This is a genomic window from Pseudomonas sp. MD195_PC81_125, from assembly GCF_014060985.1.
Lineage (GTDB): Bacteria > Pseudomonadota > Gammaproteobacteria > Pseudomonadales > Pseudomonadaceae > Aquipseudomonas > Aquipseudomonas parakoreensis.
Genome location: NZ_JABULD010000709.1, coordinates 1 through 26,859 on the forward strand (window position 1 = coordinate 1; position 26,859 = coordinate 26,859).

The 26,859-nt window shown below is 59.2% G+C and carries 21 protein-coding genes, 1 tRNA gene and 4 pseudogenes; 16 read left to right on the top strand and 10 right to left on the bottom strand.

Annotated features, from left to right (window positions below):
• Positions 1-415: 415 nt before the first annotated feature.
• Positions 416-829 carry a cupin domain-containing protein gene (locus HT737_RS27860; protein WP_182404434.1) on the top strand — a complete coding sequence of 138 codons (414 nt, stop codon included), beginning with the start codon at positions 416-418 and terminating at the stop codon, positions 827-829.
• Positions 830-835: 6 nt separating this feature from the next.
• On the opposite strand, the gene HT737_RS27865 is transcribed toward HT737_RS27860, so the two are convergent.
• Positions 836-1,825 (bottom strand): AraC family transcriptional regulator, encoded by a 990-nt coding sequence (locus HT737_RS27865; RefSeq protein ID WP_230679373.1) that lies wholly within the window; start codon positions 1,823-1,825, stop codon positions 836-838.
• A 120-nt stretch (positions 1,826-1,945) separates the two neighbouring features.
• The gene (locus tag HT737_RS27870) at positions 1,946-2,641 is read right to left on the bottom strand and encodes an SDR family NAD(P)-dependent oxidoreductase (protein ID WP_047294060.1); all 696 of its coding nucleotides are present in this window, start codon (positions 2,639-2,641) and stop codon (positions 1,946-1,948) included.
• Positions 2,642-3,043: 402 nt separating this feature from the next.
• Between HT737_RS27870 and HT737_RS27875 the strand changes: the two are divergent.
• A pseudogene (locus tag HT737_RS27875) lies at positions 3,044-4,550 on the top strand (diguanylate cyclase).
• A 56-nt stretch (positions 4,551-4,606) separates the two neighbouring features.
• Here HT737_RS27875 and HT737_RS27880 read toward each other — a convergent pair.
• Positions 4,607-5,590 (bottom strand): zinc-dependent alcohol dehydrogenase family protein, encoded by a 984-nt coding sequence (locus HT737_RS27880; RefSeq protein ID WP_182404435.1) that lies wholly within the window; start codon positions 5,588-5,590, stop codon positions 4,607-4,609.
• Between the two features lie 176 nt (positions 5,591-5,766).
• Between HT737_RS27880 and HT737_RS27885 the strand changes: the two genes are divergently transcribed.
• Complete coding sequence (locus HT737_RS27885) at positions 5,767-8,142, top strand: phosphoketolase (RefSeq protein ID WP_182404436.1); 2,376 nt, start codon at positions 5,767-5,769, stop codon at positions 8,140-8,142.
• 4 nt (positions 8,143-8,146) lie between these two features.
• On the opposite strand, the gene HT737_RS27890 is transcribed toward HT737_RS27885, so the two are convergent.
• Together HT737_RS27890 and HT737_RS27895 are read right to left on the bottom strand one after the other, a co-directional pair.
• Entirely contained in the window at positions 8,147-8,572 is a 426-nt protein-coding gene (locus HT737_RS27890; RefSeq protein ID WP_047294069.1) for a potassium channel family protein, read from the bottom strand.
• A gap of 27 nt (positions 8,573-8,599) precedes the next feature.
• Positions 8,600-9,247, bottom strand: coding sequence for a BON domain-containing protein (locus HT737_RS27895; RefSeq protein WP_108182556.1), 648 nt, complete (start codon positions 9,245-9,247; stop codon positions 8,600-8,602).
• Between the two features lie 234 nt (positions 9,248-9,481).
• On the opposite strand from HT737_RS27895, the gene HT737_RS27900 reads away from it, so the two are divergent.
• The 4 genes from HT737_RS27900 (at position 9,482) to HT737_RS27915 (ending at position 12,589) form a co-directional block, all read left to right on the top strand.
• Positions 9,482-9,715, top strand: a complete 234-nt coding sequence (locus tag HT737_RS27900; protein WP_047294072.1) for an Lpp/OprI family alanine-zipper lipoprotein — start codon at positions 9,482-9,484, stop codon at positions 9,713-9,715.
• Positions 9,716-9,797: 82 nt separating this feature from the next.
• On the top strand, positions 9,798-11,192 hold the full coding sequence (locus tag HT737_RS27905; protein WP_182404437.1) for an MBL fold metallo-hydrolase RNA specificity domain-containing protein: 1,395 nt from the start codon (positions 9,798-9,800) through the stop codon (positions 11,190-11,192).
• 65 nt (positions 11,193-11,257) lie between these two features.
• Entirely contained in the window at positions 11,258-12,145 is an 888-nt protein-coding gene (locus HT737_RS27910) for a universal stress protein (RefSeq protein ID WP_182404438.1), read from the top strand.
• 189 nt (positions 12,146-12,334) lie between these two features.
• Positions 12,335-12,589, top strand: coding sequence for an Lpp/OprI family alanine-zipper lipoprotein (locus HT737_RS27915; RefSeq protein ID WP_047294075.1), 255 nt, complete (start codon positions 12,335-12,337; stop codon positions 12,587-12,589).
• Positions 12,590-12,684: 95 nt separating this feature from the next.
• On the opposite strand, the pseudogene HT737_RS27920 reads toward HT737_RS27915, so the two are convergent.
• Positions 12,685-13,233 (bottom strand): annotated as a pseudogene (locus HT737_RS27920) (Hsp20/alpha crystallin family protein).
• 370 nt (positions 13,234-13,603) lie between these two features.
• Positions 13,604-14,128: a GAF domain-containing protein gene (locus HT737_RS27925; RefSeq protein WP_047294079.1), complete on the bottom strand. Its 525-nt coding sequence runs from the start codon at positions 14,126-14,128 to the stop codon at positions 13,604-13,606.
• A 214-nt stretch (positions 14,129-14,342) separates the two neighbouring features.
• Between HT737_RS27925 and HT737_RS27930 the strand changes: the two genes are divergently transcribed.
• Both HT737_RS27930 and HT737_RS27935 read left to right on the top strand, forming a co-directional pair.
• A complete protein-coding gene (locus tag HT737_RS27930) occupies positions 14,343-14,573 on the top strand; it encodes a hypothetical protein (RefSeq protein ID WP_027613841.1) in 231 nt (76 codons plus the stop codon).
• Between the two features lie 171 nt (positions 14,574-14,744).
• Positions 14,745-15,662 (top strand): LysR family transcriptional regulator, encoded by a 918-nt coding sequence (locus HT737_RS27935; RefSeq protein WP_086791012.1) that lies wholly within the window; start codon positions 14,745-14,747, stop codon positions 15,660-15,662.
• 90 nt (positions 15,663-15,752) lie between these two features.
• On the opposite strand, the gene HT737_RS27940 is transcribed toward HT737_RS27935, so the two are convergent.
• Complete coding sequence (locus HT737_RS27940) at positions 15,753-16,214, bottom strand: cupin domain-containing protein (protein WP_373557820.1); 462 nt, start codon at positions 16,212-16,214, stop codon at positions 15,753-15,755.
• Between the two features lie 358 nt (positions 16,215-16,572).
• Here HT737_RS27940 and HT737_RS27945 point away from each other — a divergent pair.
• A pseudogene (locus HT737_RS27945) lies at positions 16,573-17,336 on the top strand (glucose 1-dehydrogenase).
• 93 nt (positions 17,337-17,429) lie between these two features.
• Positions 17,430-19,820, top strand: a complete 2,391-nt coding sequence (locus HT737_RS27950; protein ID WP_095666711.1) for a membrane-bound PQQ-dependent dehydrogenase, glucose/quinate/shikimate family — start codon at positions 17,430-17,432, stop codon at positions 19,818-19,820.
• Positions 19,821-20,031: 211 nt separating this feature from the next.
• On the opposite strand, the gene HT737_RS27955 is transcribed toward HT737_RS27950, so the two are convergent.
• Complete coding sequence (locus tag HT737_RS27955; RefSeq protein WP_244905584.1) at positions 20,032-20,460, bottom strand: hypothetical protein; 429 nt, start codon at positions 20,458-20,460, stop codon at positions 20,032-20,034.
• A gap of 503 nt (positions 20,461-20,963) precedes the next feature.
• Here HT737_RS27955 and HT737_RS27960 point away from each other — a divergent pair.
• The 4 genes and pseudogenes from HT737_RS27960 (at position 20,964) to HT737_RS27975 (ending at position 25,445) form a co-directional block, all read left to right on the top strand.
• The gene (locus HT737_RS27960) at positions 20,964-21,695 is read left to right on the top strand and encodes a GntR family transcriptional regulator (RefSeq protein ID WP_047294081.1); all 732 of its coding nucleotides are present in this window, start codon (positions 20,964-20,966) and stop codon (positions 21,693-21,695) included.
• 133 nt (positions 21,696-21,828) lie between these two features.
• A pseudogene (locus tag HT737_RS27965) lies at positions 21,829-23,119 on the top strand (MFS transporter).
• A 28-nt stretch (positions 23,120-23,147) separates the two neighbouring features.
• Positions 23,148-23,978, top strand: a complete 831-nt coding sequence (locus HT737_RS27970; RefSeq protein WP_182404439.1) for an amidohydrolase — start codon at positions 23,148-23,150, stop codon at positions 23,976-23,978.
• A gap of 90 nt (positions 23,979-24,068) precedes the next feature.
• Entirely contained in the window at positions 24,069-25,445 is a 1,377-nt protein-coding gene (locus HT737_RS27975) for a GntP family permease (RefSeq protein WP_182404440.1), read from the top strand.
• Positions 25,446-25,952: 507 nt separating this feature from the next.
• Here the strand turns inward: HT737_RS27975 and HT737_RS27980 are convergent.
• Positions 25,953-26,040, bottom strand: a tRNA-Ser gene (locus HT737_RS27980).
• A 123-nt stretch (positions 26,041-26,163) separates the two neighbouring features.
• Between HT737_RS27980 and HT737_RS27985 the strand changes: the two genes are divergently transcribed.
• Positions 26,164-26,835, top strand: coding sequence for a Bax inhibitor-1/YccA family protein (locus tag HT737_RS27985; protein WP_027613775.1), 672 nt, complete (start codon positions 26,164-26,166; stop codon positions 26,833-26,835).
• Positions 26,836-26,859 lie beyond the last annotated feature (24 nt).

The window sequence follows — 26,859 nt, forward strand, 5'->3', positions numbered from 1 at the left end:
GGGGTTAGCGGGAGCCGGCTGCGCGGCGGCGGCCACTGGCATTTGCGTCGCCGCCAGCGCGCCGAACAGCGCCACGGCGAGGATGTTCATACGGTTGAGTGCTGCGTTTTTCATGTTGAAGTCTCCTTGGCAAACCTGTCGGGGGCAGGTGCGGGCTGAGCCCGGCAAACCTTGCAGGCATTGGAACGCCGGGACGTATCTGGCCCATGTCGAAAAAACGCGGTGATTCAAGTTCATGTATCGCCGGGGCGTCTGTACACACTGTGATACACAGCCGGTGTGTTTTGTACGGCCGTGTATTCAGCGGTGCGCACGATACACGGCGAGACCAAACCCGGGTTTTTCGACACATCAGCGCTACACCCGGCGCTCACAGTGCAGGCCTTCACACCACCACTGTCGAGAGGGCAATTGCATGCAACGCACACTGATTCTGGCCACTGTGGCCGCACTGGTTTCATTCACCGGTCTGGCGCAGGCGGCGGAGGCTCAGGCCATGAGCTGGCAACAGGGCCTGAGCCGTACCGAGCTGATGCGTCAGGACCTGGGGGACGCGGATCGCGAAGTGATCCAGGCGCGTATCGACTTCGACCCGGGTGTCACCGCGCCGCGGCATGCGCATCCGGGTGTCGAGGTGGCGCATGTGCTCAGTGGCACGCTGGAGTATCAACTGGAGGGGCGCCCGGCGGTCACGCTAAAGGCCGGCGACTCACTGTTCATCCCGGCGGGCGTGGCCCATGTGGCGAGGAACGTCGGCCAGGACCACGGCGTGGAACTGGCAACCTATGTGGTGAAAAAGGGCCAGCCGCTGCTGGAACTGAAGCCGTGATCGGGCTTATCTGGCGCGCAGCAACTTGCGGTAATCCACCGGCGAAATCCCGCGCGCCTGACGGAAGGAATGGCTGAAAGAACTGGCCTGCGAGTAACCCAGCATCAGGGCGATGTTCATGATGCTGGTCTCGGTGCGGCGCAGGTAATGGTCGGCCAGTTCCATGCGCATGGTTTCCAGCACCTGATTGAAATTTTCCCCTTCCGCCGCCAGTTTGCGTTGCAAGGTGCGCGGCGAAATCGCCAGCTGTCGGGCCAGGCTTTTCAGGCTGAAATCGCCGGTCGGCAACTGTTCGGTGAGCAAGGCGCGCAAACGGTCGGTCACGGAAAATGCCGGGTACGACAGACACAACTGCCAGTCGGCCTCCAGCAGCATGCTGCGATGCATGCGCGGGTCGGCGCCCTGAATGCGTGACGAGAGGGTCGATTCGGCGAACACCAGCGCGTTGCTCCCGGCTTCGAACTGCACCGGACAACCAAAAAACGCTTCGTAGAGTGCCGGCTCGCCGAGCGCCGGATGCCTCATTCTGACCTCCAGCATCGGCGAGTTGCTGGCGATCAACCAGCGGCCGAACGCTGCCCAGCCGGCCATTAATGTTTCTTGATGCAGGGCGCAGTAAGGCTCGAGTTCATTGATGCGCTGATCTTCGAGGGTCACGCGGCCGTCGCCGATGACGATCCGGGTCTGGCTGGACGGGCTGTCATAAACGATCTTGCCGAACCGCAGAATCATGTTCAGCGACTCGCCGAGCGTCGCACTGGTCATCAGCACATAACCCAGTACGCCGTAGGTGCCGGGGCGCACGGCGGCGCCGACCAGCAGACCGAAATGCGGCAGGTCGCTGCTGCGCGCCGCCAGTTCCAGCAAGGTCCGCAGTTGGTGCATGGGAATGCGCACAATCGAATCGGACAACTGCTCGCGTGAGAGTCCGGTCTGCTGCAACAGCCAGTCGCTATCGCAACCGTGTTGCTCGGCGACATCAAGGACGTGGTTCACGAAAGCAGCGCTGGAAGTGGCGGGTCGCATGGGGGGAGGGGAAGTCCGGTCATCCGGTGATCTTGCTTTTCCGAAAGGTGAAGAAAGCGACGTCGCCAAGGCGCGCGGCGTCAGTAGACCCTACATGCGCCCGATCACCGGAATGCCGGTACCGGTGACCGCAGACGCCTGTTCCGAAATCAGAAACAGAATGACCGCCGCCAGTTGCGCGGGCGTCACCCAGCGCTGGTGCTCGGCGTCGGGCATGGCCTCACGGTTTTGCGGGGTGTCGAGCACGCTCGGTAGCACGGCATTGACCGTGATGCTCATGTCCTTGAGCTCTTCGGCGAGGCTTTCGGTCAGGCGCAGTACGCTGGATTTCGACGCAGCGTAAGCGCCCATCCCCAGTCCGGCCCTGGCTGCCATGCTCGCGCCGATATTGACGATGCGCCCCGCTGAGGATTGCAGCAGCAACGGCAGCAGGGCTTTGCTGGCGTTCAAGGCGGTTCGAAGGTTCAGCGAGTAGAGCCGATCCCAAGCTTCTATCGCACCACCGAGCAATGGCTCCCACGCGTAACCGCCGGCGCCGTTTACCAATGCATCGAGGCGCCCGAAGTAGCGATTGATCTGGTGGGCGACGTCCTGGCAATCGGCAAAGGAAGTCAGGTCGATGCCGGACAGGACCAGTCGGTTATGGGAACTGGGCAGCGTGATCGTCGCCTGATCGATCAGCACCAGATCCGCGCCCCGGGCGGCGGCCATGTCCGCCAGGGTCTCGCCGAGATTCCCCAGGGCGCCGGTAATCGCCACAACGCGCCGTGAGAGTGACTGAGTCATCAAGAGTCCTTTCCTTTTTAAGGGCGCATACTCTAATGATATCGGTCGCCCGTGGCATGCTTTTGGATGTCAACTTGTTGTGCAAAAGTGCCAATTTTTTTTTGCTTGGCAAATCTTCGGCCAAGGGTCGTGAAACAGGCGTCAGAAAGTTGGCTTCTGCCGCTCTTCAGCCGTCCAGTCCTGAAAGCCTGGCGATGGTTTGGTCTGGCATGCTTGTCATCGTTTCCCCAGGCGCGATGGCTTTTCTGAAGTCTGCGGCGTGTTTTTTGCGCCACCTATTCTGTTGCTGCAGCAAGCCCGTGCGACTTGTATCCTTGCCCGCGACAAGGACAAGCGGCTGTAGTCATCGAGTCGGTCGACCCGCCGCAGGAACGGAAACCGGATTTGCCCAAAGGTAGTGATGTGAAGCGTGATACCCGCCTGGTAGTGCTGTTGTTGTTGGTGATCGGCTGTTCCCTCGCGTCGCTGACGGTATGGAAAGTGTTGGCCTCTCGCGAGCGTGCGCTGGAGGAAGTCAACGTTCATGGCTTGAACCTGACCCAGGCGCTGGCGACTTATTCCGAGGGCATTGTGCGCCAGAGTTCGTTGCTGCTGCTCGGGCTCGTCGAACGTCTGGAAACCGAAGGCAGTGGCCCCGCGCAGATCCAGCGTCTGAGCGCACTGGTCAACCGTCAGGAACCGCTGATGCCGCAGCTCAGCGGCATCACCATCTACGACAATCAGGGCCGCTGGCTGATGTCGTCCAACCGACCGATTCCGGCCGGGGCCAACAGCCGTGATCGCGCCTACTTCATCCATCATCGCGACGATCCGAGCCGCGACACCTTTATCGGTCCGCCGATCCAGAGCCGCTCCAATCAGGAGTGGGTGATAACCGTCAGCCGCCGTTTCAACGATGCGCACGGCGAATTTGCCGGGGTGGTGGCGGTGACGCTGGGGGTCGAAAACTTTCTGCGCCTGTTCGGCAAGATCGATGTGGGGCAGGAGGGCGCCATCGGCTTGTCCTATACCGACGGTACGTTGCTGGTGCGCTATCCCTTCCGCGAGCAGGACATGGGGCGCAACTTTTCCAAGTCGCCGATCTATGCGAAGTATCTGGTCGATCGATCCGTCGGCACCGCGTCGTTTACCTCCAGCCTGGATGGCGTCGAGCGGCTTTACGCCTTCCGCAAGAGCGACCGGCTGCCGCTGATTACCACCGTCGCTCTCGGCAAGCGCGAGGCCCTCGCGGCGTGGCGCATGGAAGCCTGGCTGTCGGCTGTGGTGGTCACGGGATTGCTGGGGCTGACCGGGCTGATCGGCTGGTGCCTGATGCTGGATATCCGCCGGCGTACCAGGGCTGAAGAGCAATTGCGTGGCACGCAGCAGCAGTTGCTCTCCTCCAATCGCCAGCTTGAGTTGCTGGCGATGAAGGATGCCCTGACCGGTCTGGCCAACCGGCGCTGCTTCGATGAGAGCCTCGCCATGGAAGCCCGGCGCGCCCAACGTGACGGCACGACGCTGGCGTTGCTGATGATCGATATCGATTACTTCAAGCTGTTCAACGATTCATTCGGGCATGTCGCCGGCGATGCTTGTCTGCAGAAGGTCGGCAGAATCCTCGAGGGTTGCGTAAGGCGCCCGTCGGATCTGCTGGCGCGTTATGGCGGAGAAGAAATGGCGGTGATCATGCCGGACACCGACGTCGCCGGTGCAACGGTCGTCGCGCAATTGATCCTGGATCGCCTCGCGCAAGCGCATATTGCGCACCCCCTCCAGCCCGGTCGGGCGTGTGACCGTGAGCATCGGGATTGCGGCGGCGTCGGGGGCACGACTGGATCACGTGCCAGGTTTGATCGAGGTGGCCGACCAGGCGCTGTATAACGCCAAGACGGCGGGGCGTAACCGGTTTGTACCGGCCGAGTGGTGACGGGGGGGCGAGCAGGACGTTGTCAATCAGTGGCGTCGGGCGCCTCCCGCAGAGTCTCAGGGTGTCAGCACGATGGCGCCGTTGAAGTGCCCGCTGCGCAGACGTGTCAGCGCCTGATTGGCGTCCTTCAGGGCAAAACGGGTGACGTCGCAATGCACGGGGGTGTGCTGCAACTGCGCAAAAAACGCAACGCCGTCTTCACGGGTCAGGTTGGCCACGGAGCGTACGCTGCGTTCGCCCCACAGCAGACGATAGGGAAAGGCGGGGATATCGCTCATGTGGATGCCGGCGCAAATCACGCAGCCGCCCTTGACGGTGGCGGACAGTGCCAGTGGCACCAGCGCCCCGACGGGCGCAAAGATCAGGCTGGCGTCCAGCGCATGGGGTGGTGGCTGATCCGAAGGCCCGGCCCATTCGGCGCCGAGGGTGCGTGCATAGGCCTGGCCTTCGTGGTCATCCGCTCGGGTAAAGGCGTAGACCTGTTGCCCGCGACCGCGGGCAATCTGAATTGCCAGATGTGCCGCCGCGCCAAATCCGTATAGCCCCAGGTGTTGCGCGCCCTGAGCCATTTGCAAGGCGCGAAAGCCGATCAGGCCGGCGCACAACAACGGCGCCGCCTGAATGTCGCTCAGCGTATCCGGGATTGCAAAGCAGAAGCGCTGATCGGCGACGGTGTATTCGGCATAGCCGCCATCCAGCTGACAACCGGTGAACTGCGCCTGATCGCAGAGGTTCTCCCGCCCCGAGCGGCAGAAGACGCATTCGCCGCAGGTCCAGCCCAGCCACGGCACGCCAACCCGCCGGCCAATCCATTCAACTGCCACATCGGCGCCTGCGGCGATGACTTCTCCGACGATTTCATGCCCCGGCACGCGGGGCAGAACCGCTTGTGGCAACTCGCCGTCGAACAGGTGCAGATCGGTACGACACACCCCGCAAGCCAGTACCCTGAGCAACAGTTGCTGCGCGGTGGGCGTGGGGATCGGCCGTTCTTCGCATTGCAGCGGTTGCCCGGGTGAATACAGGACCATGGCACGCACGATGATTCTCCTCGCGTTGCAAGAAAGCGCTGAGTTGCGCTCCCTCCTGCAGCGTCTGTTTCCCATAGAACCGGAGCACTGATGACGGCGCTTGATTTAAATCAAGTCTTGCAGGTTTCAGGCTTTCAGAATCGACGGACGAATCTCTGTTCAGCGAACCCGGGGCGGTAAACCTCATGAGCGATTTCCTCAATGCGCAACAACTGGAAGGCCTGGACGCTTACTGGCGCGCTGCCAATTACCTGGCTGTCGGGCAGATTTACCTCAAGGACAACCCGCTGCTCAAGGAGCCTTTGCGCCGGGCTCATATCAAACCGCGTTTGCTGGGGCATTGGGGCACGACGCCGGGGCTTAACCTGATCTACACCCACCTCAACCGGCTGATCAAACAGTACGACCTCAACATGCTTTTTGTGACCGGCCCCGGTCATGGCGGGCCGGCGATCGTGGCGCAGACCTATCTGGAAGGCACCTATACCGAGTGTTATCCGGCGGTGGAGCGCAATACCAACGGTCTGCTGCGCCTGTTTCGTCAGTTTTCCTGGCCGTACGGAATTTCAAGTCATGTGTCGGCACAGATTCCAGGGTCGATTCACGAGGGCGGGGAGTTGGGGTACAGCCTCGCGCATGCCTATGGGGCCGCGTTCGATAACCCTGACCTGATTGTCGCCTGCGTGATCGGCGACGGTGAGGCGGAGACCGGCACGCTGGCGGCCAGCTGGCACTCGAACAAATTCCTCAACCCGGTGCGTGACGGGGCGGTGCTGCCGATCCTGCACCTCAACGGCTACAAGATTGCCAACCCGACGTTGCTGTCCAGAATCAGCGAGGATGAACTCTCGGCGCTGATGTACGGCTATGGCTACGGTCCCTTTTTCGTTGAGGGCGATGATCCGGTGCAAGTGCATCAGGCATTGGCGCAGACACTCAACACCATCGTGCTGAAGATTAGCCAGATTCAGCTCGAAGCGCGGCAACGGCCGCCGTCCAGGGCAGTGTCACGGCCGCTCTGGCCGATGCTGGTGTTACGCACGCCCAAGGGTTGGACCGGCCCCGGATTTGTCGACGGCCATCGGGTTGAAGGCACGTGGCGCGCGCATCAGGTGCCGCTGGCCGACTTCACCCAACCGCTCCATTTGCAACAACTGGAAGAGTGGCTGAGCCGTTATCGTCCCGAGGAATTGTTCGATGCCCAAGGTGCCTTGATGCCGGAAATCGCCGCGCTAGCGCCCACCGGACACCGGCGCATGAGTGCCAATCCCCACGCCAATGGCGGTGTGATGCTGCGTGCGCTGGACCTGCCGGGTTTTGCCGATTACGCCGTGAGCGTGGTTGGGCCGGGGACTTTGCGCGCCGAAGCCACCCGAGTGCTGGGAGAATTCCTGCGTGATGTGATGAAAAACAGCCTGGCCAGCCGCAACTTTCGGCTGTTTGGCCCTGACGAAACCGCCTCCAATCGCCTTGATGCGGTGTATGAGGTCAGCGCCAAGACCTGGATCGATCCGCTGGAACCTGACGACCTGAACCTGTCGGCGGACGGCCGGGTGATGGAAATTCTCAGCGAGCAGGTGTGCGAGGGCTGGCTGGAAGGCTATTTGCTGACGGGTCGGCATGGATGGCTGTCGTGCTATGAGGCGTTTATCCATATCATCGACTCGATGGTCAATCAGCATGCCAAATGGCTGAAGACAGCCGCCGAGGTGCCGTGGCGCAAACCTGTGGCATCGCTGAACCTGCTGTTGACCTCCCACGTCTGGCGTCAGGACCACAATGGGTTCTCGCATCAGGATCCGGGATTCATCGACATGCTGGCGAACAAGAAGCCGGACGTGGCGCGCATCTACTTGCCGCCCGATGCCAACTGCCTGTTATCGGTCGCCGACCACTGCCTGCGCAGCCGTAATTACATCAACGTCATCGTCGCCGGCAAGCAACCGGAATGGCAGTGGCTGAGCATCGACGCGGCACAGCAACACTGCCAGGCAGGTGGCGGCCGGTGGGCGTGGGCCAGTCACGATGATCAGGAGCCGGACGTCGTCATGGCCTGCGCCGGCGATGTGCCGACGCTGGAAACCCTGGCCGCCTTGACCCTGTTGCGCGACTATGTGCCGGACTTGCGCGTCAGGGTGGTCAATATCGTCGACCTGATGCTGCTGCAGCCGTCCAGTCAGCACCCTCATGGCTGGTCGGATAGCGCGTTCAATGCGCTGTTCACCGTCGACAGACCGGTGATTTTTGCCTTTCACGGGTATCCGGCGCTGATCCATCGGCTGGTCTACAAACGCGCCAATCATGCCAACTTTCACGTACGAGGTTTCAAGGAGGAGGGCGCGACCACTACGCCGTTCGACATGGCCGTGATCAACGATCTTGATCGCTACCGACTGGCGCTGGACGTGATCGAGCGGGTGCCACGCCTGCAGGATCTCGTAAACGTTGCGCGGGAGCGTTACTGGGCCGTCATGGAGCAACACAAGCTGTACCTCATCGAGCACGGCGAAGACCTTCCCGAAGTGCGCAACTGGCAATGGACACCCCGCCAGACGCCATGAGTGGCTATTTGTTCTTCCAGTATTTCTGCATTTCCAGAAACAGAAACGACGCGGTCCAGGTTATGAGGACAAGGCCGGTCAAGGCCTCAAGCCCCGTCAGGTACTTGAGGTGGCCGACCGGCGAAATATCGCCGAAACCGATGGTCGTGTACGTCGTGAAGGAGAAGTACACGCAATCCATCAAAGAGCCGTCGAAGTTGCCGGTCAGCTGTCCCCATTCGCCCGCGCGGGACATCAGGAAATAAACCACGGCGAACGCCCAGACCTCGATGGCATGGGCCAGCAGACTGCCCAACACCCCGACAACGATTCTGAACCGGCTCCAGATTTTCAGGCGCGGCATCCAGTCATTCAGGCGCAGCAGACACTCATAGTGGATCACTACCGCGATGACCACGACCAGGCTGTTGATCAGTGTGACGGCAAGCATTGGCCTGGCTCCAGGAAGACGAGCGTGTCACGCCAGCAACAGATGGTCTTCGACCCGGCCAACGCCGGGCACTGACCAGGCCGCGCGCTCGGCAATCTGGCGTTCGCGCCACAGGTGAACCCGGCCTTCGAGCCGCACCACATCGCCTTCGACTTTGACGTGAATGTCCTGGGCATCGACTTCGGCGTTACGTTTGAGCGCGGCCTCGATGCGTTGCTGAATATCGAAGACGTCCAGCCGTGGACGCAGGGTGATGCAATTGCTCACGCCGGTCACACCGGACAGCTTGCGTACCGAACGCTCGACGGTTTCCTTCTGATACTGCCAGTCGACTTCACCTTCCAGGGTGATGCGTCCGCTCTGCACGATGACCTTGACGTCACCTTCGGGAATGTCGCAGCTCCAGTGGATTATCTTCAGCGCCCGGGCAGCGATGGTGTCATCTGCGGTGCCGGCATTCCTGTCCAGTCGTACCTGGAGCTCTTCAGCCACTGCGCGCACGCCTTTCATGCGTTTCACTGCGCGCTCGGCACTGACCTTCTGGGCATAGCTTTTGACATGCCCGCTGAGGGTGACCACACCGTCCTCCACCGTGACGCCGATGTTGGCGGCATCGATTTCCGGCTGGAACTCGAGTTCTTCGAGAATATTTTTGCGCAGGTTCAAGTCGCTCATGACGGTGTCCTCTTTCAGTAGGTGTCGATCAGGTCAAAACGTACCTGCTGTTGTTTTTCTACACCGCGGCGACGCGCGCGCATTGAGGTATATCAACAATGCCGGCCTCGCCCTCGCATTGGCTGATGGCGACTGCAAGTCGGTGATTGTTTGACAAAGATCAGAGTGGTGACCGGATAACGCCAGATACTCGAATCATGACCTTTGCCGTCGTGAGCAATCGAGGGAACAACCATGAACAAGCGCTTGCCGATTGTGGTGCTGAGTGTGCTGCTGGCAGCGACCACTGGTTGCAGTCATCGGCAAGCCGATGAACTCAACGCGCGGCTGGAGTCCGCTGAAGACAACGCGGCGACTGCCAGGCTGAGGGCCGATGAGGCGGTGCTCAAGGCGGAACAGGCGCAACGTGCTGCCGATGAAGCGAATGAGCGTGCCAAACGGCTGGCTGAGAAGGCCAATCGCAAATAGCCGGCAACCATCTCGAAACAGCCATGAGTCGGCGTTTTGGGCTGAAAGTGTCGGCGTTCTCATCCACATTCAGGAGACGGCCATGCGAATCACCTTTCTGGGAGCGGCAGGCACGGTCACCGGCAGCAAATACCTGTTGGATCACCGCGATCGGCATGTGCTGATCGACTGCGGGCTGTTTCAGGGTTACAAGCAATTGCGCCTGCACAACTGGGATCCTTTCCAGCTGCCCGTGCGGGATCTCGACGCGATCGTGCTGACTCACGCTCATCTGGATCACAGTGGCTACCTGCCGGTGCTGGTGCGCAACGGCTACCGTGGCCCGATCTATGCCACCGCAGCAACCTGTGAACTGGTGAAAATCCTGTTGCTCGACAGTGGGCGCCTGCAAGAAGAAGAGGCCGGATTCGCCAACCGCCATGGTTTTTCCAGGCATGCGCCGGCGTTGCCGCTGTACACCGAACAGGACGCCGAGCAGGCATTGAAACTGTTGCAGCCGGTGGAGTTGCATCATCGGGTCGAGATTGTTCCCGGTCTGAGCATCTTGCTGCGCGGTGCCGGACACATTCTGGGTGCGGCCACGGTCGAGGTGGTTGCCGACGGTGTCACGCTGGTCTGCTCCGGCGATCTGGGGCGGCCCAACGATCCGTTGATGTTTGCCCCCGAAACCATCGAGCAAACGGATTACCTGTTGATCGAGTCGACCTATGGTGACCGCCAGCACCCTGACGACGACCCCGAGCAACAACTGACCGACGTGATCAACCGCACGGCGTTGCGCCATGGCATTACCCTGGTACCGTCATTTGCGGTCGGTCGGGCGCAACTGCTGATGTATCACTTGTATCGCTTGAAGCAGAAACACGCGATTCCGGATCTGCCGATCTACCTCAACAGCCCGATGGCGACGGATGTCACGCGTCTGTATCAGCGTTTTCGCAGTGAGCACCGGTTGTCGCTGCAAGAATGCGAGGGCATGTGCCAAGGCACGCGTTTCATTCGTTCGACCCAGGAGTCGATCGATCTCGATCATCAGCGCATTCCGGCCGTGATCATTGCCGCCAGCGGCATGGCCACCGGCGGACGGGTGCTGCACCACCTCAAGGCATTGGCGCCGAGCCCGGCCAACTCGCTGCTGATGCCCGGTTTCCAGGCCGGCGGCACGCGAGGCGCACAGATCGTTGCCGGTGCGCCGTCAGTGCGTATCCACGGTCAGGAGGTGCCGATCCGCGCTGAAGTGGTACCGATGCAGACCCTGTCCGCGCACGCCGATGCCGATGAAATCATCCAGTGGCTGCGCGGTTTCAAACGTGCACCGAAACACACCTACGTGGTGCATGGCGAACCCAACGCCTCGGACGTTTTGCGGCGGCGTATCAGTCTGGAACTGGGCTGGTCGGTGTCAGTGCCGGAGTACCGGGACAGCGCCGAACTGGGTGCCGCTGCAGATGTGCCTCCAACCGAGCGGCAGGAGTGACCGCTTCAAATCCGCTGTTGACGATATTGACCGTTCCGCACGGTTCATCCGACTGGAGACCAATCATGAGCCAATACCAAAGTCTGTTGCTGGTGATCAATCCGGCTCTGCGCCGCTCTCCGGCGATCAGCCATGCGGCTGCGCTGGCCAAGGCCAGCGGGGCGACCTTGCATATCGTGGCGCTGGTCAAGTCATTGGACATTCTCTGGTTGCTTGAAGAAGGCGATCGGGAAAAAGCCCGGGCCAACTATTTGCAGGATCACCGCGACTGGCTCAAATATCAGACCGGCAACCTGCGCGACAGAGGCATTGACGTGACAGTCGAAGTCGCCTGGTCGGATGACATGAAGCAAGAGATCCTCGACCTCGTCACCGAGATGATGCCCGACCTGCTGATCAAGCAAGTGCAGCATGAGTCGTTGCTCAAACGCGCCTTCTTCACCCCGCTGGACTGGCACCTGTTGCGTCATTGCCCGGTCCCGGTCTATCTGCTGGGCGGGGCAGGCCAAACATTGCCACGCAAGATCGTGGCAGCGGTCGACGCCTCCGCAAGCGACCCGGTCAACGACCAATTGAACAAGCGCATCATCGATCAGGCCACGGCCATGGCGATCCAGTGTGACGCCGAGTTGCATCTGTTGTACGCCTACGACATTTCGCAGGAGTACCTGGAGGAGCTGGGCGAAGGCTTGACGGTTTCAGAGCTGACCAAGGAACTGCGCAGAGAGTTCGAGAGCGCGTATATCGACCTGGCCAAGCGCTATGGAGTACCCGCCGAGCGCCGGCATTTCGTGGTCGGCCACCCGGTTGCCGCACTCAGTGAGTTCGCCGATGCACAGCATGTGGATGTGATCGTCATGGGCCGGGTGCAATACCACGGGCTGGACAAGCTGCTGGGCAGCACCACCGAACATATTCTTTATCAGGTGCCGTGCAACCTGTTGGCGGTCTGACAGCGACGTCTGCCTGCGACAAATGCCGTGATGGGTTTATTGCAGTGTCGACCGGTGATTAACACTGCCAACATCCAGTTGCCTGCCGGTTGGCCGTTCATTGACAAAAATCAGAGGCCGGCCGTGCTGACGCCAGATACTTCAGGGGCGCCGGACTTTTCCCGGCGCAATCACCCAAGGAGAGTCATCATGAACAAGCGTTTATCTGTGGTTCTGCTCAGCGTCCTTTTGGCGATGAGCGCGGGGTGCAGCAATAAAAAGGCGCAGGAAATGGACACGCGAATCGACGCCGCCCAGAGCACTGCAAACGCGGCACAATCCCGTGCCGACGCGGCTTATTCCAGGGCGGATCAGGCAGCCGCTGCAGCCAGTCAGGCACAACGTACGGCCGATGAGGCCAATGAACGCGCCAGCCGGATGCTGGAAAAGGCCAGCCGCAAATAGTGAGTCCGTGCGGCCAGCGTTTGCGACAGTTGTGCAAAGGGTGGCAGTAAAAAAACCTTGCCGGTTTCCCGGCAAGGGGTACGACAGCGCGAAACTTACTCGCCCTTGATCGGTACGACTTTGTCCGCTTTCATGGCTTCAGGCTTTTTCGGCAACGAGATACTCAGCACACCTTTGCTGAAACTCGCGTCGATCTTCTCGGCGTCGACGCCTTTGGGCAGGTTGAAGACCCGCTCGAAGGAACCATAGTGACGCTCGCTCAGGTGGTAGCCCTTCCTTTTTTCTTCCTTGTCCTCTTTCTTTTCGCCCTTGATGATCAGGCTGCCGTTCGACAATTTGATCTCGATGTTCTTGTGATCCATGCCGGGTAATTCGGCGGTGATCTCGTAGCTTTTGTCCTTTTCACTGATATCCACGGCCGGCATGCCGTGACCGATCAGTTCGCGCCGTCAGAGCGGTTCGACGTCGAACAGCCTACGACCAAAGGGTGAAAGCCCCGAACCGCGGTTGAAGTCTTCGAACAGGTGATCGACCTGCTGGCGCAGTTTTTCCAGAGGGCGCCACAAGTCTGCAGTCAGCGGATGCTGAAGGGATTTGTCTTTGGTATCGGTAGTGACCGGCATTTTCTTCACGGAGTTGCTCATTTTGAATTCTCCTTTGCGAATGGACGGCGGCTCACGGAAACCCGAACCGGAGCGCTCAGTGGTTGGCAGAGGTTTCGCCCTGCCACGTCAGCTTCAATGTTGGCGAGAACAGCGTGTCAGTGGTTGATAAAAGTCAATTACGGGGGGAACGGCGTTTCGCTCAGAAGCCAAGTGGCAGCGTGCGGCTCAGCCCTATGCAAACGTCGGCCCGCTCTTGGGCGGCGGACTCGTAGCGCCTGTCCTGGAACCAGGTTTTGCGCACCACGTCGATGTTTCCTGCGGGTGTTGAAGGATGGAGCGCCAATCTCCCACGCCAGAAATGAAACAGCCCTGAATATTCAGGGCTGTTTTTTAGTAATTCGAAAATACTTCAACCGTTCTTGCTGTAGCCGCTGCCGACGTCTGTCAGATTCGAATAAAAGATGCAGCCGATCAGCCTCGCGAACAGGCCTAACGTGTCCGCCAGATCCGGGTCGTCGAATATGACCGCCCTGGAGTCCAAGGCACACAGCGCACCCCACAGTTGTCCGTCGGGAAGAAAAATGGGCGCGCCGGCGTAGCTTTCAATCAGATATTGCTTCACCACGGGACGCGTGGAAAACCTGCCGTCGCGACTGATTTGTGGCACGAACAGCACTTGGGGGTCTCTGCGAAACTCACTGCACAGCGTGGTTTCCAGTTCCAGCGTGTCACCGGTGTGGATTCCAAGCTCGATCGGATCGTAGGCGGAACAGACAATCCATTCCGTGTCGGTGAATTTGGCGATCGCCGCAAAGCGCGTCCCGGTCATGCGTGTGACCAGTTGCAGAATATTGGTAGTGGCTTCAATTTCAGCGATAGAGGAACGTTCCTCTGCGCTTAGCAACGCTCTGTGAATGGTGTCACTGAGAGGCATGCAGTGTTCTCCGGTCATGATTGTTCGAGCTGGCAACGGCTAAACGCGTTTGAAACTTCGCATTTGATTGCCGGCAAAACGGATTCGTTCACTTGAAGGGGTCTGATGGCTACCATAATTAAGGATCGTTTGCGTGTCGCTTGAGGCGCCGTTTTCGGCGGCGTAGCCTTGAACACACATTTGTTCGATGTCGCATTGAAGGCAAGGTGAGAAAGTGGAAGGCGTAGTGTTGAGCGAAAAGATGCAGCGTGAAGCTGATCGGCTGCTGGCGCAGATTGTCCGGGCAGATTCGATGATCATTGCGGTGAAGGCGGGGGCGCGTGCGGATGGCTTCGTGCTTGGGCTGGAAACCAGTGAGGTTTTGCGTGCCGGCGATGCTGAAAAGTTGTACGTCATTTTTGAAGCGGCTTTGGTGGAGCGCCTGAAAACGCTTTCACGGTCTTGAGCGGCTTGTCAGGCTTCAACTGTATTTTGCAGGCAGGTCAAGACCGGTGAGCCAAGCACCGCTGTCTGTCGAATCCAGTTGATTAGTGTTTGCGGTTTGTCTTGGTTAGTATCAAGCACGAAGCCGCCGCACCGCGAATGATTCTCTCCCGTCACCCCATTGAGGCATCCAATGCAGGCCAGTCGTGCCAATCTTGCCGATTTCGTTTATTTCCTGGCCATTGCTCGCCACCAGAGTTTCAGTCGCGCCGGGAAGGAAGTCGGTATCAGTGCTTCGGCGTTGAGCCATGCGATCAAGGGGCTTGAGTCGCGGTTGGGGGTCCGTCTGCTGAACCGAACGACGCGCAGTGTCACCTTGACCGCTGCGGGCGAGGAGCTGCACAGCGTCATCAGCAAACCCATGGATGAAATCGGTTTGGCGACGGAAGCGCTTAATCGCTTTCGCGATGAACCGATCGGACGTATTCGTCTGAATACCTTAAGCGATGCTGCCGACTTGTTACTGGGGCCCGTATTGCCGGTGCTCAATGATCGGTATCCGGAAATCCAGGTCGATCTGACGGTCACCAATCTCATCGTCGATGTGATCGGCGGCGGCCATGATGCCGGGATCCGCTATGGCGGAACGGTACCGGAAGACATGATCGCTCAGCGCTTGTCACCGGATATCCGCTGGGTGGTCGCGGGTAGCGCGGACTATCTTGAACGCTTCGGCGTTCCCCAACATCCGAACGACTTGATGCACCACCGTTGCCTGCGGATTCGGCTGGGCAATGGCGCCATGTACGATTGGGAGTTCGAGAAAGAAGGACAGCAGCTCTCCATTGCTGTCCCGGGGTGCATCACCATCGATGAAACTCGCGTCGGACTTTCACTGGCTCGTCAAGGCGCGGGCCTCATGTACGCCCCTGAGCCGGCGATGATGCCGCTGCTCGAAAGTGGTGAGGTGATCAGGGTGCTCGACGACTGGTCCAGCACAGGTTCCGGGTTTCACATGTACTATCCCAGTCACCGTCAATTGCCGGTAGGGCTGCGTCTGTTGATTGACTTGATCCGTGAACTTCAGCCCATCGGCGATTACCAGGCGTAAGCCCGTGACGCGTTGCCTGCTTCCGGCCTGATACCCGCGAGGTGTCGCGGCGGGCATCGATGCGCCCACGCCTGAGCTCGGCGCAACGTTTCAGTGTTGTGTGCCAAGCAATGCCTGGTACTGCGCGTCGGTCACCGGTTCCAGCCACTCGACGTTCTTGCCGTCCCGAGCTTCCTGAATGGCAATGTGGGTCATGCCGTTCGTGGATGTGGCGCCGTGCCAGTGCTTCACGCCCGGTGGTGTCCAGACCACATCACCCGGTTTGATGACGATCTTCTCGCCCCCGGCTTGTTGTATCCAGCCTGTGCCTGAGGTGACCACCAGCGTCTGGCCCAGAGGATGGGTATGCCAGACCGAGCGTGCGCCGGGCTGAAACGTCACTGCGCCTGCCGAAACAGTCGAGGGTGCCCGCGCTGCAAACAGTGGATCGATGCGCGCGTTGCCAACGAAGTTGCCGGGCGCCCCGGTGATGGATGCTTGTTCGCCATTTCTGACCACGCTCATAGTCTCGTCGGCAGGCAGTTCGGCAGCATGGCTTGCGAACGCAGGCATCAAGGTCATTGCCAGCATGGGTAAGGCGACACGTGTTTTCATCGGCAGATTCCTGTTGATTGAAGAAATGCGCCTCCACGCTAGTGCACCAACTTCCGCGCGACTACCGGGAAAAACCTGCATGAAACGATGAGCAGCGCTCACTAATCGTCTGTTTCATCGCACTCGGTGTTTTGTCACGGCGATCTCGCCTTTCTTCACGATTGATGAGTATTGCTCATCGGAACATCCCACTCAGGGCCGGTATTCAGCTCTCCGAGCGTCGATTACCTTGGTTACATCAAACAATGTCTGCTCAGTGCGTTATGAGGCTATTGCTCATAAACATTCTGCGCAGCTGCAAAGTGAGGAACATTCGATGAGTTTTTCGTTCGAGAACAAGGTCGCCCTGGTGACCGGCGCGGCTTCCGGTATCGGTCTGGCCACCGCGCAGGCGTTCGCACGGGCCGGCGCTGCCGTAGCGTTGGCGGATATCGATGGCGGCGCTGCACAGGCAGCGGCGCAGGCTTGATAGCTGCAGGACATCGCGCTATCGGCATTCGCTGCGACGTGGCGGACGTCGGTCAGGTTCAAGCCATGGTCAAGGAAACGGTCGCGACATTCGGTCGTCTGGACGCTGCGTTCAACAACGCCGGTATTCAGAACCTGTTAGCTGAGACAGCCGACGCCACGGTCGAGGATTACGATCGGGTCATGTCGGTCAATTTGCGCGGCGTCTGGGCGTGTATGAAATTCGAACTCGAACATATGCGCCGCCAGGGCGGCGGAACGATCGTCAACTGCTCGTCTTTGGGCGGTCTGATCGGAGGTGCCGAGCGGGGCAACTATCACGCGGCCAAGCACGGTGTCCTCGGCCTGACCAAAAGCGCAGCGCTGGAGTATGCCGCACGCAACATCCGCGTCAATGCGGTGTGCCCTGGCTTGATCTGGACGCCGATGGCCGAGCGGATGGTCGAAGCGGGGCAGGGTGAAGCGCTGGCAGGCATGACCAAGGCTATCCCCATGGGACGTCACGGCAAGCCGGAAGAAATCGCTGACGCTGTGCTTTGGCTGAGCAGCTCGACCTCAAGCTACGTCACGGGGCAGTCCATCTCGGTGGATGGTGGTTTTGTCATGCGCTGAGGCGCGTCCACCGAAGTATCGGTAGGTCGAAACATACGGCCTGACGATCGGCCAACCGCAGGCTCTGTCGGTAATCACTTAAAGGAGTAAGCCATGCCGCCATCGAACACTTCCCGGTTAACCGCCACGCTGCTGATTGTCCTTGGCTCCTTTATCTTGCTCATCGGACTTTCGCTGCTAGCGGGTGGTTTTTATCTCGTTGCGCTGGGCGGCTCGTGGTACTTCGCCCTGGCAGGTGCAGGATTGGCCATCAGTGGTGTGTTGATGTTGCGTCGACGTCGATCCGGAGCACTGGCGTACCTGCTGGTGTTCGCCGGCTCTGTCTGCTGGTCGGTTCTGGATGTGGGGTTGACGTTCTGGCCGCTGTTTTCGCGCCTCTTCGCGCTGGCTGTCATCAGCGTACCGGTGCTGGTGGCGATCCCGTATTTGCGCAGTCGCCAGCGTGGCACACTGGCGCGGCTGGCTTGCGTGGCGGCTGCGGGCATGGTCGTGGGGCTGTGCGCAACGCTCTACGCAGCCTTGCAACCGCAACCCATTCTGACCGCCGAGAGGATGCCGGCGCCTGTACCGGGGAAAGCGGTCGGCACAGTCGAACCCACGACCGACTGGCGTTATTTCGGTCATACACCTTCAGGAACACGACATGCCGTGAGCGATCAGATAACGCCGCAGAACGTGTCGAATCTGACGCTTGCCTGGACATATCGCACAGGTGAAATACCCAAAGGTGCGCAAGGGCATGTGGTGACCCCCCTTCACGTCAATGGCGTGCTCTACGGTTGTACGCAGTCGAGCCAGTTGTTCGCCCTGGACGCGGATACCGGCAAAGAGATTTGGCATCACGACCCCAAAACCCAGGCAAACAATGTTTACCCGCGTTGCCGAGGCGTGGGCTATTACGAAGAAGCCCACGAGCTGGCCGCCTCAAACAACGCTGTTGCAGCGCAGCCCTGTTTGCGGCGAATCATCGCGACCACGGTTGACGCACGGTTGATTGCAGTAGACGCGCAGACTGGCCAGGCGTGCAGCGATTTTGGTCAGCATGGCAGCGTAAGCCTGCGTATCGGCGTGGGCGATACAGATCAGGATTTGTACTTTCCGACGGCCGCACCGACGGTTGTGCGTGATCTGGTAGTGGTCGGTGGGCTGGTGTGGGACAACCAGAAAACAGGTGAACCGTCTGGCGTGGTCCGCGCCTTCAATGTGCGCTCGGGGGCATTGGTGTGGGCCTGGGATCTGGGCAATCCGGCGATTACCCGCGAGCCTCCCGAGGGGCAGACTTACACCGCAGGTACGCCGAATGTCTGGTCGACACCGGCCTTTGACGATGCGCTTGGACTCATCTACTTGCCCACCGGCAATGCCACTCCGGATTTTTGGGGCGGTCATCGCTCCGAGGCCGATGATCGCTACTCGTCTTCCGTCGTCGCACTCGACATCGCGACTGGCCTCGAGCGCTGGCGCTTCCAGACGGTTCACCACGATCTCTGGGATTACGATGTACCTTCGCAACCAGCGCTTTACGATGTTCCTGATGGCCATGGAGGAATGCTCTCGGCACTGATTCAGACCACCAAGCGTGGCCAGATCTTCATGCTTGACCGGCGTAACGGAAAGCCAATTGCGACAGTCGAAGAACACCCTGTTCCTCAAGGTGGTGTGGCGGATGAGCGAATTTCTGCGACTCAACCCTATTCGACCGGAATGCCCGCCATCGGCACTGAGCCGCTCAGCGAAAAGCGCATGTGGGGGCTTACGCCGCTGGACCAATTGATATGCCGGATCGACTTTCGCAAGGCTAGATATGAAGGTGAGTTCACGCCGCCGAGCGAGCACCTGACGCTCCAGTACCCAAGCTGGTTGGGCGGCATGAACTGGGGATCGGTGTCCATTGCGGAAAACCTCGGCTACATGATCGTCAATGACACCCGGGTAGCCATCTGGAACCGAATGATCCCCCGTGCCGCTTATGATGCGAAAATCCTTAGTGGCGGCGGCCATGAAGGGAACGCTCCGCAGGCGGGGACACCGTGGGGTATCGAGCAAGGCCGCTTCCTGTCGCCGTTGGGTATTCCGTGCCAGGAGCCGCCTTTCGGCACCATCAGTGCAATCGACCTGGCGACTCGAAAGGTGGCTTGGTCGATGCCCTTGGGGACCACCGAGCAAACGGGTCCGCTGGGCATTGCCACGCACTTGCCGATGCCGATTGGCATGCCCACTCGGGGCGGTCCGGTGACTACATCAAGCGGCCTGGTGTTCATGGCCGGCACTCAGGACTTTTACCTCCGTGCCCTTGATGTTCGCACCGGCAAAGAACTGTGGAAGGGCCGTCTGCCTGTCGGAGCCGAAGCGACTCCAATGACTTATGTTTCCCCATACACCGGCAGACAATTTTTGGTCATCAGTGCCGGCGGTAACTCGGCGACGACGCAAAAGGGGGACTATGTGATGGCCTTTGCGTTACCTGAGCACGGCGTGCAGTAACTCCGCATGCCTGCTTACGGAAAGCACAAGCACGACTCAATTGATGAAAGGCGCGCCACTGACTGGACAACGCCTGCGCGTGAGGGGATTGACAGATCTTCCGAACAGAAATGATTGATGCAGCCACCGGAAGTTGTGTCTGCTGCGTGGACTCACTGTGGTACGACACGGCGAAAAAAGCCCGCGAGAGAGGCGGGCTTCAAGGGGGGCTTCAGAGGCAGTCGGACTTGCCTATCTGAAAATTGACGATCGGTGAACTGGTTGAATCTTTGTAGAGGAGGTCAATGGAAAGACCCGATTTCACGAACTGTCCCAAACCTTTTTCATTACAGAATGCAGAAGCTGCAATCGCTCTTGCATCCTTGGTGAATTCATCAGAATCGATTTCGTCTTTGGTAACTTTTGTGAGTGTGTAAGAGATACGCATGACCTCATCGCTGTAGGTCACAGAATCGACGCGAGTTGAGTCATCAGATACTTTTCCGGACAGCGCACTCATGATGAGCGCGAGCCCTTTGAGTTGGTGCTCCCGCTCCTGCTTTTTCTCTTCCTGGGCAGATTTTGCGTGCCATACCTGTACCAGGATAAAGAGAAAAGTCATAGCCGAAAAAAATAGGATGATTCCGCGATTCTGTTTCAATTGAGAGTACCGTAGCAAAAGGCCATTATTCATTTGAACATGCCGATCGCGCCATCTCAAGTTGGAGAGGTTTCATCATTGATGAACCAGAAATCTCGACGGCATCGATCCGCAGAGAGACTGCGCTAGTCAGTCGTGACAGGCAGGAAACAGTCAGAAGCGGACATCGGGAAACCGACCGCTACCGGCCAGAAGCGGACTTGGGGACGACGCTTTAACATGTTGAAATCGCACCAGGTTAATGATTAGGTTGCCCTTCGTGACAGGCGGGTTTCGGCCAGGAGCGGTCATCCTCGGCCGTCAGCTTTCTGCTGTCACTCCTGACCCTCCACATTCGGCCAGCATCTGACATCGCCAGCTAAACCCCGCATGTCTATGAAAAGGGCAGTGGGGCAGCCATTCGTCAGCAGGACGAACAGCCGCTCCTTGACAGGCAAGTTATCTGGGCAAATACTCGCCGCGAGATTCATATAGATGACTAGATAACAAGGTGAATAAAGTCGATGAATTCTTTATCCAGTGATGCCCGACTCCCGCTCTACCAACGCCTGCGTGACCAATTGGCTGAGCAGATCGCCAATAATCGCTGGCGTCCGGGGGAGGCGATCCCTACTGAAGCGGCGCTGTCTGCGGAATACCAACTGTCCACCGGCACGGTGCGCAAAGCGATTGATGCGTTGGTCAGTGAGGGCATTCTGGAGCGTCAGCAAGGGCGAGGGACGTTCATTCGCCGGGCGCAGTTTCAATCCTCATTGTTCCGTTTCTTCCGATTCCAGACTGTTTCCGGTGAGCGTCAGGTCCCGGAGAGTCGCATCCTCTCGATCGAGCCCGTTGCCGCACCGTCGGCCGTAGCGCAAGCACTGGGGTTGCCCGCCGATGCGCCGGTCATTCGTATTGTTCGCGTGCGTCTGCTCGATGTTAAGCCGGTGCTCGCCGAAGAAATCTGGTTGCCCCGCCAGCGGTTTCAGGCGCTGCTGGAGATCGACCTCAGTCGCGAAGGACCGCTGCTGTATCCGATCTACGAAGAAGTGTGCGGGCAGGTTGTTGCATCGGCCGAAGAGACGCTGACCGCTGAATCGGTGAATGACGTGCATGCCCGATTGCTCCAGGTAGCGGTCAACAGTCCGGTGATCGTGATCGAGCGTCTGGCCCGCGATTACGCGGGTAGCCCGCTGGAATGGCGTCGCTCGCGCGGCCACGCGGAGCACTTTCGCTACAGCGTGGATATTCGCTGACGTCTGCCTGCGTAGCGGAGCGTTTTGCGGCGGCTAGATCGCCGCCCGATTTCTGTTTGTTTGCCAAAGCTGACCCTGTCGCGGTGCGGTTGGCTGTCGGCTGCCTTGCGTAACACCTATAAGGATAAGAATCATGTTCAGCTGGTATCGCCAAGTCACTCCTCGGGAGCGCAAAACGTTTTGGGCCTGCTTCGGCGGTTGGTCGCTCGACGCGTTGGAAGTACAAATGTTCGGTCTGGCGATTCCGGCGCTGATCGCCGCTTTCGCGCTGACAAAGGGCGATGCCGGATTGATCAGCGGCGTTACCCTCGTCACCTCGGCACTCGGTGGCTGGGTGGGTGGGACGTTGTCTGACCGCTATGGCCGTGTGCGCACGTTGCAGTTGATGATTGTGTGGTTCTCGTTCTTCACCTTTCTCTCGGCCTTCGTCACGGGCTTCAATCAGCTGTTGGTGGTCAAGGCGCTGCAGGGTTTCGGGATTGGCGGGGAGTGGGCGGCCGGTGCGGTGCTGATGGCCGAGACGATCAATCCGCACTATCGCGGCAAGGTCATGGGCACTGTGCAAAGTGCCTGGGCGGTGGGTTGGGGCCTGGCGGTCGGGGTGTTCACGCTGATCTATACCTGGGTGCCACAGGACATGGCCTGGCGTGTGATGTTCCTTGTCGGGTTGCTGCCGTCGTTCCTGATCATCTGGGTACGTCGTAACGTTGAGGAGCCGGACAGCTTCCAGCGTCTGCAAAAAGACAACGCCATTCCGCAGAGTTTCTTCAAGTCGCTCGCCGGCATTTTTTCGCCCGGAACTGATTCGCGTGACCCTGTTTGGCGGGCTGCTGGGACTGGGCGCGCACGGTGGCTATCACGCGGTAATGACCTGGTTGCCGACCTTCCTCAAGACCGAGCGCAATCTCTCTGTGCTGAACTCGGGCGCGTATCTGGCGGTGATCATCTTCGCCTTCTGGTGTGGTTGTGTGGCCAGCGGCTATTTGATCGATCGCATTGGCCGTCGTAAAAACATTGTGCTGTTTGCCTTGTGCTGCGTGGTCACGGTGCAGTGCTACGTATTTTTGCCGCTGACCAATACGCAGATGCTGTTCCTGGGGTTCCCGTTGGGGTTCTTCGCCGCCGGTATTCCGGCCAGTCTGGGAGCGCTCTTCAACGAACTTTACCCTGCCGATGTACGTGGCGCCGGCGTTGGCTTTTGCTACAACTTTGGCCGGGTGCTGTCCGCTGTATTTCCATTCCTGGTCGGGCACATGAGTGACTCCATGTCGCTGGGTTCGGCGATTGGTATCGATGCCGGGATCGCCTACGGCGTGGCGGTGTTTGCCGCACTGTGCCTGCCTGAAACCCGGGGCAGGGACCTTGAAGCCAATGCCACCTCCGTTTCGGCCGGTATCAGCGGCAATCAACGCGCTCGGGCGTGATGATCCTAACCTTCAGTAGATAAAACCCATGTCAGATACCCGCCCCAAGTCGATCACCGGCATCGACTCCCATGCCCATGTGTTCAGCCGTGATCTGCATCTGATCGGTGCACGGCGCTACACCCCTGAGTACGACGCCACGCTTGGCCAGTACCTTGAGCATTTGCAAACGCATGGTCTGAGTCACGGTGTATTGGTGCAACCCAGTTTCCTTGGCACCGACAATAGCTACCTGTTGGCGGCGTTGAAGCACGCGCCGCAGCAGTTGCGCGGTGTGGTAGTGCTGGAGCCAAGCGTCAGTCGTTCTACCTTGAATGACATGGCTCGACTGGGCGTGGTCGGCGTGCGCTTGAACCTGATCGGCAAGGCGTTACCTGATTTTCGTGACAGTGCCTGGCAAGGGTTTTTCGGCGATATCGCTGATCTCGACTGGCATGTCGAGTTGCACCGTGAAGTCAAGGATCTGCCGGGCCTGATCCAGCAATTGACGCCGTTCGGCGTGAAGTTGGTGATCGATCACTTTGGGCGGCCGGACGCGAATGCGGGTCTCGATCAGCCCGGGTTTGGCGAGTTGCTTGAGGCCGGATCTAAAAGTCCGATCTGGATCAAGGTATCGGGAATCTATCGTTTGGGAGGTACGCCACAACAGAACATTGATTTCGCTCGAAGGGCATTACCGTTGCTGGAACAAAGCTTCGGCCTGCATCAGTTGGTATGGGGCAGTGACTGGCCGCATACGCAGCATGAGCAAAGCATCGGTTTCGCCACCGTCGTCGACCAGTTGCAAGCCTTGGAACTTTCGGCGCAAGCCAGCGACTCGCTGCTGGTGCAAGCGCCTCGAAGGTTATTCGGTTTTTAGAAAGTCGAACGCTGAAACCTGGCCGTTGCAGATGCCATTCATCTCACCCACATACAAGAATTTGGGCACCAGCCCAACCGAGAACCTTTCATGACTCCCTTAGATATAGATCTGTTACTGACCGCATTGATCAGCGTCCTGGTGCTGGTAGCGCTGATCGTCTCGCGCCTCAAAATGCACCCGCTGCTGGCTTTGCTGGTAGTTTCCGTCGGCGTAGGCTTTGCAACCGGTATGGAGCCAGATGGCATCGTCTCCCACTTGGTCACCGGCGCCGGCAAGACTCTGGGGGCAGTGGGGGTAGTCATTGCGCTGGGGGCGATGCTCGGCAAAATTCTTGCTGACGCTGGCGTCACCGAGCAGATTGCTGCGGTCATCCTCAAGCGCACAACGGATCGGATGATTCCGTGGGCGATGATGATGGTCGCGTTTGTGATTGGCATACCGATGTTTTTCGAGGTCGGCCTGGTGATCATGCTGCCGCTGATCTTCAGCGTGGCGCGCAAGCTGGAAAGTCAGGCGCGCTTCAAGGGTTCAGCGTATATCTATGTGGGCGTTCCGGTGATTGCCGCACTGGCCGCCATGCACGGCATGGTTCCGCCGCACCCTGGCCCGCTGACGGCCATCGCCGCGCTGAAAACCTCGGTCGGGCCCACCATGCTCTATGGCTTCCTGGCGGCTATCCCGGCCATGATTTTAGGCGGCCCATTGTATGGCGCATTCATTTCCCCGCGCATGAGCACTCGGCCCGATCAGGTGTTGCTGGATCAGTTCACCCTGGCTGAAAAAGCCGACGATAAACCAAGCCCCAGCGTATACCTTGGCGTGCTGGCAGCCTTGCTGCCGGCGATCCTGATGCTGTTCCATGCCGTCGCCGAGATGGTATTGGCCAAGGACAATGCGCTGCTGAAAATGGCCGGTTTCCTCGGCAATCCGCTGATAGCGATGCTGCTGGGCGTGCTGTTCGCCGGGGCCAGTCTGGTACTCGCGCGCGGCGGTGATGCGGGGCAATTGCGCGACTCGCTGGGCAAGAGCCTCAAGCCAATCGCCTCGATCATCATGATCATCGCCGGCGGCGGTGCCTTTCAGGAACTGCTGACCAGCGCCAAGGTGGGCGATGCGATTGTGCACCTGACTCAGCAGTCGGCGTTCCCTCCGCTGATCCTCGGTTGGTTGATCGCCATGTTGCTTTCGGTGTCTACCGGTTCCGCCACGGTAGGTATCGTGGGGGCTGCCGGTTTGCTGGCGCCGCTTGCCGGTGCTGATCCCAGCCTCAACCTGCCGCTGCTGGCCTTGTCCATTGGCTGCGGCTCGTTGTTCTTCAACTACGCCAACCATGCAGGTTTCTGGATGGTGAAGGAATCCTTCGGCATGACGATGGGCGAAGCCACCAAGACTATTTCGGTGGTGCAATCGATCGTCGCCGTGGTCGGTTTGCTTGTGGTGTTGCTGTTGGACGTGGTCGTGTAATGACCTGAGGCGGCGTCCAATCAGGACGCCGCCATCTGTGAACCCCCTTATTGGCCGTCGATCAGGCGCGGCAGTGGAAGCGGATTGGACTCGCGCAGTGACTCACCGATCGCTTTTGGCCGGTTGCTGCCCTTTGGGGCAAACCGCATTCGGCCAATAGATGCTACTCGTAATCGACTCGGCCCCTTGCTTCCAGCAGCCAGTCAAATCGCAGATATAAGTCTGTAACCAGCTGTTGGCTGGATATGGCACGAGCCGGGTTGACGGGGGTTAGGTGAACCAGAACTGGTTATTCACCATATGGGCTGGCCATCGCTAGCCACTATCGGTGACTCGAGTCCGCCCCTTTCGATTCGACTGAGGTAACGGTAGTGGCTGCCAGCCAATTCGTCACGGCTTGACGAAATGACTGAAAAGATGCGGAAACCATCCAGAAAAAGATGAGCAAAATTTCCGAATGTCAGAAACGACAAAGCCTGAATAATCAGGGCTTTGTCGTACATAAGATGGCGGAGGCGATGGGATTCGAACTCATGGACCTGTTACAGTCGACGGTTTTCAAGACCGTTGCCTTAAACCACTCGGCCACACCTCCGTTTGCGTTGCGGGCGCCATAATACCTGAATGAAACACACTGTCAAACTCTGTGCATGGCTTGTTACAGAGCGTCTGTTATGATCTTTGCCACTGAACGTTTCAAACCAACAGGAGTGTCGCCATGCGCGAACAGGATTACGCAGTTCACAACAGCGTGCAGGCTGAGCAGCTAGAGGTTAGCCGCGTCCTGCGCAACACATACGGCTTGCTGGCGCTCACGCTCGCATTCAGCGGTGTGATGGCGTTTGTGGCCCAGCAGATGCGTGTTGGCTACCCGAACATTTTCGTGGTGCTGATCGGCTTCTACGGGCTGTTCTTCCTCACCAACAAACTCCGTGATTCCGCGTGGGGCCTGGTTTCCGCCTTTGCGCTGACCGGTTTCATGGGCTTCCTGCTCGGCCCGATCCTCAACCGTTACCTGGGCATGCAGGGCGGCGCTGAAGTGGTCAGTTCGGCATTCGCGATGACCGCGCTGGTGTTCGGTGGTCTGTCGGCCTACGTGCTGATCACCCGCAAGGACATGAGCTTCCTCGGTGGTTTCATCACCGCCGGTTTCTTCGTGTTGCTGGGTGCCACTCTGGCAAGCATGTTCTTCCAGATCAGCGGCCTGCAACTGGCGATCAGCGCCGGTTTCGTGCTGTTCTCGTCAGTCTGCATTCTGTTCCAGACCAGCGCGATCATCCACGGTGGCGAGCGTAACTACATCATGGCGACCATCAGCCTGTACGTATCGATCTACAACCTGTTCATCAGCCTGTTGCAGATCTTCGGCATCATGAGCCGCGACGACTGATCGCTGGCCTGAAACAAACAAAAA